The sequence below is a fragment of the Rhizobium sp. RU36D genome, assembly GCF_900176345.1.
Lineage (GTDB): Bacteria > Pseudomonadota > Alphaproteobacteria > Rhizobiales > Rhizobiaceae > Allorhizobium.
Genome location: NZ_FWXU01000050.1, coordinates 1 through 13,713 on the forward strand (window position 1 = coordinate 1; position 13,713 = coordinate 13,713).

At 51.7% G+C, this 13,713-nt stretch carries 9 protein-coding genes and 4 pseudogenes; 3 read left to right on the forward strand and 10 right to left on the reverse strand.

What is annotated here, in order from left to right:
* Nucleotides 1-196: 196 nt before the first annotated feature.
* Nucleotides 197-478 (forward strand): annotated as a pseudogene (locus B9A97_RS28640) (transposase); the annotation flags it as partial.
* An 83-nt stretch (nucleotides 479-561) separates the two neighbouring features.
* On the opposite strand, the gene B9A97_RS28645 reads toward B9A97_RS28640, so the two are convergent.
* The 7 genes from B9A97_RS28645 to B9A97_RS28680 form a co-directional block, all read right to left on the reverse strand.
* Complete coding sequence (locus B9A97_RS28645; protein ID WP_084369245.1) at nucleotides 562-2,178, reverse strand: GMC oxidoreductase; 1,617 nt, start codon at nucleotides 2,176-2,178, stop codon at nucleotides 562-564.
* Nucleotides 2,168-3,106, reverse strand: coding sequence for an aldo/keto reductase (locus B9A97_RS28650; protein ID WP_084369246.1), 939 nt, complete (start codon nucleotides 3,104-3,106; stop codon nucleotides 2,168-2,170). Before B9A97_RS28650 ends, B9A97_RS28645 begins: the two co-directional genes overlap by 11 nt.
* Nucleotides 3,107-3,191: 85 nt before the next feature.
* Nucleotides 3,192-3,938 carry a WecB/TagA/CpsF family glycosyltransferase gene (locus B9A97_RS28655; protein WP_084369247.1) on the reverse strand — a complete coding sequence of 249 codons (747 nt, stop codon included), beginning with the start codon at nucleotides 3,936-3,938 and terminating at the stop codon, nucleotides 3,192-3,194.
* 33 nt (nucleotides 3,939-3,971) lie between these two features.
* Entirely contained in the window at nucleotides 3,972-5,078 is a 1,107-nt protein-coding gene (locus tag B9A97_RS28660) for a glycosyltransferase family 4 protein (protein WP_084369248.1), read from the reverse strand.
* A 51-nt stretch (nucleotides 5,079-5,129) separates the two neighbouring features.
* Nucleotides 5,130-6,155, reverse strand: coding sequence for a nitroreductase family protein (locus B9A97_RS28665; protein WP_084369249.1), 1,026 nt, complete (start codon nucleotides 6,153-6,155; stop codon nucleotides 5,130-5,132).
* 6 nt (nucleotides 6,156-6,161) lie between these two features.
* A complete protein-coding gene (locus B9A97_RS28670; protein WP_084369250.1) occupies nucleotides 6,162-7,487 on the reverse strand; it encodes a polysaccharide pyruvyl transferase family protein in 1,326 nt (441 codons plus the stop codon).
* Nucleotides 7,488-8,942: 1,455 nt separating this feature from the next.
* Complete coding sequence (locus tag B9A97_RS28680) at nucleotides 8,943-10,097, reverse strand: glycosyltransferase family 4 protein (protein WP_084369252.1); 1,155 nt, start codon at nucleotides 10,095-10,097, stop codon at nucleotides 8,943-8,945.
* A gap of 558 nt (nucleotides 10,098-10,655) precedes the next feature.
* On the opposite strand from B9A97_RS28680, the pseudogene B9A97_RS28685 reads away from it, so the two are divergent.
* Nucleotides 10,656-10,812 (forward strand): annotated as a pseudogene (locus tag B9A97_RS28685) (IS6 family transposase); the annotation flags it as partial.
* Between the two features lie 69 nt (nucleotides 10,813-10,881).
* On the opposite strand, the gene B9A97_RS28690 reads toward B9A97_RS28685, so the two are convergent.
* A protein-coding gene (locus B9A97_RS28690; protein ID WP_143530768.1) for an IS630 family transposase occupies nucleotides 10,882-11,830 on the reverse strand; the annotation gives its coding sequence in 2 pieces (ribosomal slippage) (nucleotides 10,882-11,493 and nucleotides 11,495-11,830; 948 coding nt in all).
* Between the two features lie 116 nt (nucleotides 11,831-11,946).
* Here B9A97_RS28690 and B9A97_RS28695 point away from each other — a divergent pair.
* Nucleotides 11,947-12,231, forward strand: coding sequence for an IS66-like element accessory protein TnpA (locus B9A97_RS28695; protein WP_084369253.1), 285 nt, complete (start codon nucleotides 11,947-11,949; stop codon nucleotides 12,229-12,231).
* Nucleotides 12,232-12,266: 35 nt separating this feature from the next.
* On the opposite strand, the pseudogene istB reads toward B9A97_RS28695, so the two are convergent.
* Both istB and B9A97_RS28705 read right to left on the reverse strand, forming a co-directional pair.
* Nucleotides 12,267-13,147: pseudogene (gene istB / locus B9A97_RS28700) on the reverse strand (IS21-like element ISRel3 family helper ATPase IstB).
* Nucleotides 13,144-13,713: pseudogene (locus B9A97_RS28705) on the reverse strand (IS21 family transposase); the annotation flags it as partial. The pseudogenes B9A97_RS28705 and istB, both read right to left, overlap by 4 nt.

A 13,713-nucleotide genomic window follows, 5' to 3' on the forward strand; every position in this document is an offset into this window, starting at 1 on the left:
GTGGCTATGGACCTACAACAACGAACGGCCTAATATGGGCATCGGCGGCATCACACCCGCCCAGAAACTGAAAATGGCCGCGTGAATTCTACTACCGAGCCCCGTTAAGAACGGGGGGATTACCCATCGGAACGCGCGATTGGGCGCATCGGTCATGATCCGTGCACGTTGGTATGACCGGACGCTTACACCGCAACTCGTGGAAGCGGGGGAAGTCGTCGCCGCTTTCCAAGCCATGATCCGCAAGAAATCTCTCGCCGATCTCGAAACATTGCTGGAACGGGCCCGATCAAGCCTGGTCGCGGCTTTCGCCAATGGTGTCGCCAAAGACCAAGCAGCCGTGAATGCCGCGATCAGTTCGCCCTGGTCAAATGGACAGACAGAGGGGCAGCCTACCAAGCTCAAGCTTGTAAAACGCCAGTTGTACGGCCGAGGGACAATCGACCTCCTTCAGGCCCGCGTCATCGGCGCCGGATAGGCCTTTGACCACCAAATTTGCGTCAGAGCCAAGTTTGCACGCCGAAACACAATCATAAACATCCTAGAGGAACAAGGGCCCTTTTAAGGGCGTCCAATTGTATTCGCAAGGCGTGCAGCCAAAGCAGCTATTGTGAGGGTTGGATTGCATTGTCCTGAACTTGGAAACACTGCAGAGCTAACAACATACAAGTTTTTGCAGTCAAATGCCTCGAGATTGGAATCTACAATGGCGTTTGCTCTATTCTGTCCCATCCGAATAGTTCCGATTTGATGCGTACCATGGGAAGCTTGCAACAGAATAGAATTGACTGTTTCTGCAACTGGTTGGCGAAACTCCAGCCTTCCGAAATTTTGAGACGAAAGCCATTCACCTAACGCGGCATGTGCGCGAAGTAACGCTTCTGCATCACTGTCAGAAAATCGAATGTCTATGACAAGCTTTGGCGCTCCAAACCTGTCAGTCTTTTCACTGAGCGTAACGCGGCTTTGTAAACTTGGACTTTGCTCGCAATGGTAAGCAAGGCCGTATCTACCACTCGTATTCCGAACAAAGAATCCCGGGAGACGCATCTCCGTGAAATATCTGTTATACACGAACCAGGGCACAAACCGCATAGCTTCTGGCATCCCTGTCAGCACATTTTTCAAATGCCCCATCCAGTCTATCGACCGTGGAATATGCCTTTTTCGAATCGCCTCCGCGATAAACAGTTTTCCTATTACTGGCGAGGCTAAGGCCATGCAAACTGCCGACAGCGCAGCATTTTGATGGCCCGGATCAGCTATTGGCGGAACGACGGGCCAAAATGATACGTTCAACAACGAGAGATCACGCTGAAGCCGATCCGCAGGGACAAAACGTCTTCTTGTATATGATCCGTGTCGGTCTACAATGAAGTCAAACTTCGATACTTCTCGTGGATCATTAAAAATAATATCCGCAACTTCACCAATAATATGCCCCATATAATTCTTTCCGAGAACACCATCTGCGCCCCCAAACAGGTCAGGTTGCTCCCGCTGCATTATAAGTAATTGCCGCGTGCTTTCGAGTCCGCCGCAAGCGATTACTAGCCGATCTACAGGTATTTTCGTTTTCAACCCGTCGGTCGATGTAACAACAATACTTTCCACTTTATGGTTTCTTGAGATGACTGATGTCAACGTCGTGTTGAGTCTGATATCTATTAGTGGAGACGCTGACAGCTCTTGCCAAAATGCTTTTTGAACTTTAGGTTTGTTGGAGAAACGCTCAAGCGCAATTCGAAATTTGCTATTGGGTTTTGTATCTGTTTCATCGTGAAAAACAGGCTTTCCGGCCGAAAGATAATGGCAAGCTGCCTCATAGTAGGGTAGCAGTTCGGTTAGCTCGAGTGGCCACTGCGATCCGATCCACGGACGATCGGCAAAATCAATTGTGTCGAGCGGCTGACATCGCCCACCCCAAAGATTCGATGTTCCTCCTAGACGACGAGATACCGCTATGCGCATATCATCGTGTCTATCTGGATCGACAATCTCTGCATGGGAAAGAGACGTTTGGAGCTCGTTCACCTTCACGCCGCCAGATTCAATTAGCAGAACGCGTTTGCCCCTTTTCGCCATCTCAAGCGAAAAGACAAGTCCAGCAGGCCCAGAGCCAACTACACAGGCGTCAAATGCACCCAACGGTGCCCCATCAATACTATTATGAATCATTATTCGAATCCTTGCGTGATGCAAGCATCTCCAACTTCTCGTAAATGGCACGCGAGCCGGCGCTGAGGGAAATTCTTGTCAATTTAGCTGCATTAGCCGCTCGCCCGGGACTGAACATCGAAAGGAGGACGACCCCATTAGGGTTCCTCACAAAAGCTCTTCCGATCAAGAAGTTCGATACTACCTCATTGAGATGACCAGTGTAGCCAGCATCGCGAATGGAACGTTCTAAATCTGGGTTCGTACGCGATAACGCCAACAGCCGATCTCTTTCCGCCCCTAGCCCAAGCACAGAGTGTGTTACCATTGCAGGTTCCGTACCTTTTATCTGGGTCAGTTTTTCGGGTAGAGAAGAACCGAGGGGATTCGCGAATTGAAACACTGAAAACGGCAACCCAACACGAGCAGCAACTGCTACTGCTTCCTCATCGCCAGCAACAGATACATAACGCACGAAACCCTTGCTGATACAGTCCTCTAGGCACCGCAAAATCTCCTCGCGCGCCACGTCAACTGCTGACGGATCGTGCAACGCAAATACGTCAATATAGTCTGTCCGTAAACGGCGAAGAGAATTTTCCAAGGAACTAACGATTATAGCCGGGCTTAGTGGAACTTTTACGTTCCGGGTGGCTGACAAGGAGCGGTAGAACCGCCGTAAGCCGCCAGCCTTCTGGGCTATGGGGCGAGCAATTTCATATATATTACGAAAAACCGAATTTCCACGAGGAGGTAACAGTCCGACTTTCGAGCATATTCGCATTTCATGGCGTCGGCCAGTTAGGAACTCCGATAGTATTTGCTCTGCCTGTCCGGCTCCGTAAGCTGGCGCAACGTCGAACCAACGCACTCCATTGCTGTAGGCCTCGTTAAGGAAACGTAAACCGTCATTGGCTGAAATCCTTGATCCCAATGAAGCGCAACCCATCCCGAGAGCAGAAGTTTCCAAGTCAGTTCCTGGCAAGCGCACAATCTTCACAAAAGTCTCCCACCCTCAAGCATCTTATTCATTCCTATAGTCTGCGCTGTAATTCATGCTTCAGAAAGTAGACGAATATTTGCGGCCCAGTTAGCAAATATCGGCGCCACAACCGGCGTGGGTTCATAATCAGCCGGTAAAGCCACTCGAGGGCAAACAGTTGAACCAAATATGGGGCTCGCCGCTGAGCTCCTGTGAGAAAATCCACACTAGCTCCAACACACAGCGCCAGGCCATGCCTCCTTCCACCTGTTCCAATGTCGTGGCAAAGAATTTCCTGCTTCGGAAACGACAGACAGACCAGTAGAATATCCCACTCAGCGACCGATGCTTGGTCGACAAGAGTTTTCCACGCAGGAGAACCCGCCACCAGGCCGAAGGGTGCAGGCACTAAAGAAAAATCCTTTCGAGGATAGCGCAAACGTAGCTCATCAAACTGCTCAATGGTGGGTCCGACGATCGCAATACGCATAGTGTCGGTCAGGTCTGAAGATACAAGATCTTTGACTAGATCCGACCCTGGATAGAGCACTAAATGCCTGCCCTTCAGTTTTGCCAGCAGCCGAAGAACACGGCTGTCACACAACTTTACACTCGCTTGATCATATACCTCGAGGGGTATTTTACCGCTAACATAATTCACTACGTGATCGACATTCGGCGTGACCAAATAGCGATATGGTCTATCGTGGATTGCCTCCAGAAGGAACCCAATTACTCGGTTTCGGGGCAGCGAGCTGAAAGTTAGCCCCATGAATTCTACAACGGGGTGTTCAGTCATCTACACCACCTTGAATGTGTTGGCGGGCGGAGCTCAAACTTCTATACCGTGCTGACGATAAATTCTGACCAAATTATTCATAAAAACCTCCAGCGAGAACTTTGCTTCGTAAGCAGCTCTGCCGTGTTTGGATAAGGTAGCCCGGAGCGTTTCATTTACAATCAATTCCGCTAAGCTTCCTGCTAAGGCAGATGCGTTGCCGACCGGCGTGAAATAGGCGGTGTCATGATGAACCAAAACCTCCGGAATTGATCCCACAGGCGTGCAAAGCACAGGCGTGCCCATACCTAGCGCCTCGAGAATAACTAGCGGAAGACCTTCCTCATACGAGGGCAAGACTAACAGATCAGAATTCCGAACCAACGCCGCGGCCTGAACTTGGTTGACCCAACCGGCAAACTGTACCCTATCACTCAAGCCATGGCTCGACACTTTTTCACGATATAAATCCAAGTTGCCACCGCCAGCGAAAATCATTTTAAAGCGCAGTTCTTTGTCGAGTAAAGCCATCGCTTCAATTAGATCTGTCACCCCCTTGCGCTCCATCAAGTTACCAAGGAATAGTATTTCTACCTCACTTTTATCTCTATTCATGTCAAGGTCTGCAGCTTTGGGTAAAGGTACACCATTAGTCAATACAGCCACCTTGGACGCTTTAATTCCCAACTTTTCAACAAGCCATTGCTTCCATCGATGACCCAGTACCACATTGACCGTAGCGAGCCGAAAAGGAATTGAGCACAGCAATTGTAAAGGCCAACTCAAAGCGTCATACTGCCGCTCTAACGAAACAGCGTGTAAATGTAGTATTACTTTTCCGCCAATCAAGCGCGTAAATATAACCACTAAGCCTTTTCGAACAGCGCTACCCTTGTCGCCAAAATTTGCGTGCACAAAGGCAAGTCTACCCGTGACTCGCCGCCAAAATATAGCCAAAAGACAGAATAACAGCAGCAAGAAAGAGGATAATACGCCACTGCTGTTACGAGTTATCAACGGAACAAACTGCGTCTCTGTATCAATTATCGATGCGCCCTGAATAATATAATCCTTGACTCTGCCCATTCCGCCGCCTGCCTGTTGATCAGGAGCAACAATGTAACCAATCCTACTTTTTTTATTTGATTTCATTTCTGACATCCATCATGGCATCCTGCGATATATTCAGGCGTTCTCTTGTTTGTGTAATGCCTAACACTGCCACGATGAGATGTCGTTTATACTCCGCCTCGGGGAAGCCGGCACCACCGCATCGCCTGCGGCAACACCGATAGCCAGTAGGGTTACTATAGTGTGTGAATCGGGGATTTTTGCAATCTTTCGAGCAGACATGTCGGTTTGCGGCGTGACACACCAGTTCAAACAGCATGATGATAATCCTTGCGCTTCAAGCGCGAGCAGGAAACTCATCAGGAAGAGTCCAGTGTCTAGGAAGCCCTCGGATCGCTCTGTGGCATCAAAAAACGACGATGCATCAAAAGCTACAACCGCTAGCAGCGGCACAGTATGCCCGAAGCCCCGATTACCGTTTTGGAACGCTAGCAGACCATCAATGTCTTCCCGCCGAGCGTAAAAATGCATCCGCCAGGGCTGGCGGTTGCATGCACTTGGGCTCAAAATAGCACTTGCCAAAGCGCGCTCTACGATCTCGATCCTTACAGGGGTACTTTCGAAATCCCTGACGCTCCTGCGGCGGATTTGCAGCTTTTCGAGCGTCTGAATGTCTACCTCATCACTACCAGCGTGATATTTGATCGGTGTCCTCAGGCTTTCAGTCGTCGCAGCGCCATCAAGGACAGCGTCGATGTCTGCAATTAGCGAATCTGCTAGGTCTGAAGATGGCGGTGTGATACTCAGCCGGGTTCGATAAGATCGCAAAGCTTCTATAGCGCCAAGGTAAACCGGGTCGCGTAAAGATAGACCCTCTTCCCTCCACGAACGCAACTTAGAGCATGTCTCCGAGGCAGCTTCAGCGCCAAAGAACCGCGGATTTTGCGGATTAATTGACAATCCCTTTTCAAGTTTATGGAACCAGAAAAGGAGTTGTGCGCTCCGAGCACCATAGCTTAACGGGGCAGAATACCAGTCGTTGAGCTGGACGGAACGCACAAGATCGTGACGAAATAGCGCAAGTGCTATATGCCAGGCTCTGATACGCCTCTTGAGCCATACAAGTTTTGGCTTTGAACGAAGATATTTGGAAATTATCCCGGCCATACACAATTAATCCTGCTGTTCCGCGAATATCCGGTAGTTCAAGCCAGATAGTCTGCGGACATTCGGGGATTCGCCCACAATAATCTTTTGGAGAGTTTCCAGCTCATCGATGAAGCGCGTCACTTGCGCGACAAAACTTTCGCCTTCCACAAGCATGCCAGGATCAAGCAGCGGCCATTGCGGTAACCGAAAGTGTTCATATAATCCCTCGAACTTATCTTGATAGGTAATTGACAATACTGGAACATTCGAACCCAAGGCTGCAATAGCCAAGTGCATTCTGCCGGCGACCACGCCGTCGAGGCGCGATGCCACAGCCTTGAGGGTCGCGGCATTGAACCGTCCCGAAAGATAGTATGCGCGGTCCCCCAACTGATCGTGAATTCTATTGTAGATTGGCTTAAGAGAGATGTCGTCACCGTGCTCGCCCCGATCATCATGTGGGAAAAGCAAAAAACTGACGTGACGGCGACTGGCTATATTGAGTAACGAGCTACTTATATTCTCGAAGATCGAACTCAACGTCGACGCGTTAGCCCCCCTAAACAGAAATGGGTGCAGGTTAAAGCCGATTACCTTTCTGCCATGGTGGCGTTGCTCATTGACCCAGTTGGTGATCTCCTTAACGATGATCTGAGACGGATCCGGTGGTAACAGAAATGCTGAGTCGGCAACAAGCTCACCTTTGGCCGACGTAAATGATTTGAACCGCTGAAGTGAGATTGCGTCTCTCAAGTTCAACTGCACGCCAGGGTGCAACTCATCCAAAAAGCGTCTCAGTTCTGGTGCCGGCGATTTGTTAAAACTGAAACCTAACAGTGTAGTGGGAATTTGATTGCGGGCGGCGACCTCTGCGCTTGCCAATAGTTTAGCAGATATCAACGGCCCGTAGTGACCATCGATCACGTCGCCACCAACCACCACCATCGCCGACGGACGCACTCGTTCAAGAGCTTCACTAAGATCGGATACGTAGGCTGGCGAGCGCCAAATATTTAGCGGCACATAGCCCTCCGAATTGGCGATATGGTCAGCCTCGGGACTTGCGGTAACGATAAAGATCTCCCGGTCCTCTATTTGACGCCTTGCCATGAAAGCAGCCGTTGAGATCATGGCGTCATCACCACGCGCACCGACCAAGCTGAATGGGTCGGTCGGGACCACTACGATAGCGTTAGATCTTGGTTGACCTTGACTAGCCCTTAATTCAAAGGGCGTATAATTTCTCAAGTTTCGTGACAGCTGATTCAGAGCCCGAGTTTCACGTATCACGTTTAGTTTTGACCGCCAGCTCTGGGGAAGATTCTTCTTCATAATGGCAACAAGGTTCAAGCTATGCGCTCCTCGAGTAGGATCTATTTTTGAAGACTGATAAAACCTGTCTTGTCTGACTTCTAGCGACTATGAGTATCGATGCCGCATAAAATAACGCGAATATCGCGGCTAGCATAAGCCCTCTCAGGAAAGGCGAGCTCTCGCCGATATACGGACGGCATAATTCGCAGGCGAAAAATCCGATAGACGCTGAACAATAAATCGGCGCTACTGCTCTAACGGTGGTTATCAACGATACGTTAACGATCCGTGAAACGATCACAAAGCTTATCGGGCTCAAGAATAGTTGGGCGACGGCGAAAACCAATACTATGTCTCCGACACTTTTAGCGGGCCAAAATAATATTAGCGGAACTACAATTATGAAGCGCAATAAATTTTGCAACGACACAAGCTGTGGCTTTCCAAGTGAAGTTAAGTACGTTCCATTTAAAAACTGGACGCACTGCACGGCGCCAAGCAAAAGGAGTATCTGTGATATTTTGTCGACCCCCTGCCATTCAGGTCCGAACAAAACGCTGCAGATTTCTGTTGAAAGTGCCGCAAAACAAACGAATATAGGCACGCCTACAAATGCGCTAGTGACGGATGTAAGCTGATATGTCTTGCGGATTGCGGCTTTCTCTGACGATGCTCTGGACAACAGTGCCAATCCAACATCGGAAAGTGCGCCTTGCAGCAACATTAGCATCGTCTGATATATTCTCGATCCGACCGTATAAATTCCTAGTCCGGTTGCACCGTAGTTCGCTAGTACGGCGAAATCTACAAGACGGGTAACTCCGAAATCCAGTAGACGCGTTGCAAGAACGTTCAATCCGAAAACAGATAGCGACCGCAGCGAATCCAACCTGATATGCTTGGTGGGTAGCCACTTAGGATTTAACCAAAGCCAGACCGCGCTAATTACGGCTGCTGACGCAGACTGCGCAACTAGACTCCATACCCCAAATCCCGCCAATGCTGCTGCGATCGCAATCACACCGCCGGCTGTGTTTGATATTAATGTACGAACTGCTAGTTGCTTAAACGACAGAGTGCGCCTGTAAACTGCTTCCTGAAAGACTGAAAGAGTCATCACTGGCCCAATCGCACAGCTCACGGATAGGACGGCACCCAGGCCCTCAACTCGGGCCCACGCCTCCAACGTGTCGGACAAGTAGAATATTAGTAATGCGAGACATAAAGAGAAGAGCAAGCTCAAATAGAACGGAGCAGAAATTTCTTCCGGCTGGAGATTTGGGCGCTGTACAATGGCGTCTACGAATCCCAGTTCAGCTACGTATCCGCTTAGCAAAATTATAAGACCACTAGCAGAAGCAATACCAAATTGCTCCGGGGTTAGTATATTCGCAAGTACAAGAAAGATGCCAAATAAGATTATTTTTCCGCCCCAACTTTGCGCTGTGGCCCATAGAATGTTTGCGATACCCGCTCTACCATTCATCGGCTTCACGCAGCGGTCATTGAATTGGCTTCCGTTACGTAAGCGACGCCAATACCCTGCCAACCAAGCCTCTCTATCAGCTGAGCTTGGCCTTTGGCTGAAGCTGTCTGCCAATGATCAAGTCCCTGCTCGGCAAAACGATTCACCGCACTTTCAATTGATGCTGACGTCACTGGCCCCTCGATTTTCACCCCGGCCATCCCTTGATTAAACAATTCCGCAAGTCCGCCGGATGATGTGGCAATAACTGGGCGACCATTGACCGCAGCCAGCACCGCGACCCCACTTTGAGAATCGAATTCTTCGTACGCAAGAATAAGCGCGCCCACTCGCTCAAAAAGCTCGGGTATTTCGCCATCATCGATGAAGCGTGCATGAACCTCAAATCCATCGGGGTTCTCAGCGATTAATTGCTGGCATTCGCTCCAGTACTCCCGATCCTCATTATGTGGCGCTCCGGCGATTATTAGCTTCGCGTCGGGATTTTTTGTTCGAATGTTCCTCCAAGCCTCTATGATCTCCTTAAGCTTCTTATTGCGTCTAAGGCTGCCAAATACCAGAAAGTCTTGAGTGCTCCCAATGGGAGCGATTGCCTTCGACAATGGATATATGCCATGCGGTATGACGCTGATTATAGATTCACGTATGCCGAATTCACGTGAAAGAACCGCTTTGCCGGAATGAGTTAATGTTACCAGCCTGTTCGGTAAACGGTATGAGATATACAGCATAGCTCGTTCCAAAGCCCGTAAATTGCGCGGATAGCTCCACGCATGCGGCAACGGATCATGCACAACATATATGAGCTTACGACGCATAAGTCTTAGGAACATGAAAACTGCGATCGTCACGGGCAACTGCTCATGCAAGGTACAGATGAAAACTTTCGCGCGTGGAATTTGAGCTATTATCAGCAAAGAACCAAACACTACCCGGCGGATGGATGACAAGATTTTCAGCCACTTTGGTGCCGTATCAATGATCTCGCGGGGGAACTTTTTGCGCAACAAATTTGGGTGTTTCGCGTCCAAGGTTGAGGGCGTCATCTCAGGTGCGACAAAGATGACGTCGGCGCCAGCGCCCGCGATTGATCTTGCCAGTTCATTTCCAAACCAGCCGGCACCCGATGCCCATGACTTTGAAAACACGCAGATGTTCAATTATTACTCCAATTTGTTTTAGGATTCTCGGCATCGATTTTAATGTGGGGCCCTATAACCCTGGTTTAAGTAACATCGCTTAGCAGCACGGTATTTCAACCGGGTCTCCAGAATATTGCTATTCACGTGATGCTGGTATGGCAGGTAGTGGTTGGAACTGCGGCCTGCCGAGCGGGATCTTAAACATCAACTGACCACATATCAAATTCAATATCGCGTTGCACCATTAATCTCACTTTGAGCTTAACAGCCCGTGTTTATTTCCACTGGGAGCTGACCCGGCTGCGCCGGTCATTGTAGGGAAGCCACAGTTTACGGAAGTAGTTCTTTGAAAGATTCGAGAGGTGGCTCGGTTTGGGTGAACATTTTGCGTGTTGATTATGGGAGGGCCTTGCGCCCGTCCAAGGACACCTTGCGGACCGTATCCGATAGGATGGCCCAGAGTTTCGTAGACTCTGTTGGGTTAGCATTTCTCCAGGCCTGTCGCAAATTTTTGTGGGTGACGTGCTGTTTGCCGCAACGGTGGAGATTTCGCTCTCGATGTAGCGGAGCGTAATCATGATTCTGAATGCCATTGCCGAGAAGTTGAAGCGCCAGTCCAAGGATGATTTCAAGGGGCGAAATTTCCAGGCGTGGCTGATCGTGCAGGCGGTGACCTGGTATCTACGTTACCCGCTCAGCTAGGGATCTCGAGGAGATGTTCCGCGAGCGTGGGCTTCGAGGCAAGCCCACGGTGAAGGCCGTCTTGCGGTGACGGGCTGCTGACTGCCAGTCCTAGAGCGTTTCATGTTTTGACGGAAGCATATCCAGCGTTTGTGAGATAGTTTGCACATTCGTGTGGCTGGATTGTCTCGACCAGCCTGCCGACATGGCGCCATGTTTCGTCGGTGGTGCGTTTTTGGGCATGCCTCATCCAGTGCTTGATCTTCGAGAACGCCTGCTCGATCGGATTGAGGTCGGGTGAATAGGGTGGCAGGAACCAGAGCCGTGCCCCGGCGGCCTTGATCGCCTGGCGAATAGCCGTCGATTTGTGGCTACCCAGATTGTCCATGATGACGATGTCGCCAGGCTTGAGGACAGGAACCAGTTGCTGCTCGACATAGGCGCGAAAGCACTGGCCGTTGATCGGTCCGTCGAAGACACAGGGCGCGACCAGACGGTCGTTCCTCAAGGCACCAAGGAATGTCATTGTGCGCCAGTGACCATGCGGCGCAAACGCCCGCAAGCGCTTGCCTTTTGGTACCCAGCCTCTGATGGGTGTCATGTTGGTCTTGATCCAGGTCTCATCAATGAAGACCAGTCGCTCGGGATCCAGATGATGTTGCAAGTTCTTCCATCGCTCGCGCCTGCGTGCGATATCGGCACGGGCCTGCTCAACGGCGAACAGCGTTTTTTTTGAAGCGCAGCCCCTCGCTGCGGATGAACTCCCAGATCGTATTGTGGGAGACGGCAATGCCTCGTGATGCCAGTTCCGCCTTCAGACCGTGCAGCGTCAGGTGGGAGTTCTGTTCGAGCAGTTCAGTAATGAAGCTGCGATGCGGCTCCAGAATCCGTTTGCGATAGCCACCCATCTTGGCCGGACGAACCGATCCTGTCGCCCTGTATCGCTGCGACCACTTCACCACCGAAGAAACAGCGACGCCGAAACGTCCAGCCACTGCACGACTACTCTCGCCGTTTAAAACGGCTGCAACAACACGCTCACGCAGATCATTTGACAACGGTGCGGTCATGAGACGCTGGCCTCCGCCCAGCCAGCATCAATGAATCAGAACAAACCTGATTGCGGAAGCCCCTCCGATTCCGAAAAATACGGAAACGCTCTAGTGGTAACACTCGGAGTAGTCATATGACGAATCATCCAATTGAGGTGATCAAGTCCATAGAGCGCCGTCAGCGCTGGTCACCCAAAGACAAAGAGCGCCTCGTCTCGGCCTGCTTTGAGCCAGGCGCGGTTATCTCTGAGATTGCTCGCGCGGCGGGTATCCATGTCAGCCAGTTGTTCCGTTGGCGCAAGGAACTCTGCCGAGTCGAAAAGCAGAGCACCGAGACGGCAACCACCTTGGTTCCGGTGATCGTGGCTGAAACGGTCCCGGCCGTGCCTGCCTTTCAACCGGTTGTCAATGCCGGGTGAAATTTCCCCAGAAGTGCCGAAGTAAAATTCCCCATTTATGCCGAGGTGGACGCCAGGGAGAATTGCGGATTTTTCGGGGGCCGCCCGCGTGGCTTTTGCGGTGGGGCGAACGCCGGAGGTGCGATGAGGGCTTTGGATCGGACGTGTTCCGGCATCAGTTCGGCGTGCTGCCGGAGCCGATAGCTTGATCCTTCGATCTGCACGACGACGGCATGGTGAAGCAGTCTGTCGAGCAGTGCCGTTGCGACTACGGGATCGCCGAAGACATCGCCCCATTCTGCAAAGCCGCGATTTGACGTCAAGATCATGGCGCCACGTTCATACCGCGCGTTGACGAGCTGGAAGAACAGATTGCCGCCGCCTTGGCCGACAGGTAGGTAGCCGATCTCATCGACGATCAGCAGGCTCGGTCTGCAGAAGAAGCGGATACGCTCCTGGAGCCGACCTTCGCGTTCGTGACGGGCAAGCGATCCGATGAGATCGGCAAGCGTTGTGAAGTAGACGCTCTTTCCGGCTTTGATGGCTTCAACGCCGAGCGCCGTGGCCCGATGGCTCTTTCCAGTTCCAGGGGGGCAAGGAAATGCACAGCCTCGTGTCTATCAACGAAGCCGAGCTGCGCCAGGGTGAAGATGCGATCTCGGTCGAGTGAAGGCTGGAAGGTGAAGTCGAAGCCAGCGAGTGTCTTGATCGTGCCGAGCCTGCCCATCCGCAAGGCGGTCTTGATGCGACTGTTCTCCCGCAACGTCAGTTCTTCCGAAAGGAGGATGTCGATGGCCTCAAGTGCAGATAGCTCGCCGTGTTCGAGGCGGCGCACGACATGGTCAAGCGCTTCCAACGCGCGCGGCATCTTCAGACCGACGAGATCATGACGGATACGGTCGATCATTGACGGAATCGCATCGAGGGTCGCGCTCATGGCCGGTTCTCCTGTGCCAGGACCTTGCCGACGGCATCATAGAAGGCGAGCGACCGCTGCAGCACGGTGTCACCGACGGGTTTGACGACATGGGACTCATCCCGTGTCCTGGGTCGGTGTTGTGACTGAATAGGTCGTCGATGATCCGGATGAACCCGGCGCTGTTTGCGGCCCTCCAGAACGGGATGGGATGCGATCAGTGTACCGCTCTCGAAGATGCGGACCTCGTCAGCGAGAGAATGGACCTCGACCATCCTGCTTCGCGTCGCATCCGGAACGCTGTAGGTATTGCCGCCAACGCTGACCATGCCCTCCCGCGACACCCGGCGTTCCAACTTCAGGACGGCTCTGAACGGTGCCAGCGGCAATGGTCGCAGGTGCGGCCGCTCCTCTGCAAAGGCTTCATTGACGACGCGAAGGGTGGTCGCATGCTTTCTTGGATTGGCGACGGTGTCCAGCCAGTGCCGGAGCTGGGCATTCAGGTCGTCGAGATTGCGGAATGAGCGAGCCAGGAAGAAGTCCTCGCGGATATAGCGGAACGGTCGCTCGACCTTGCCGTTGGTCTT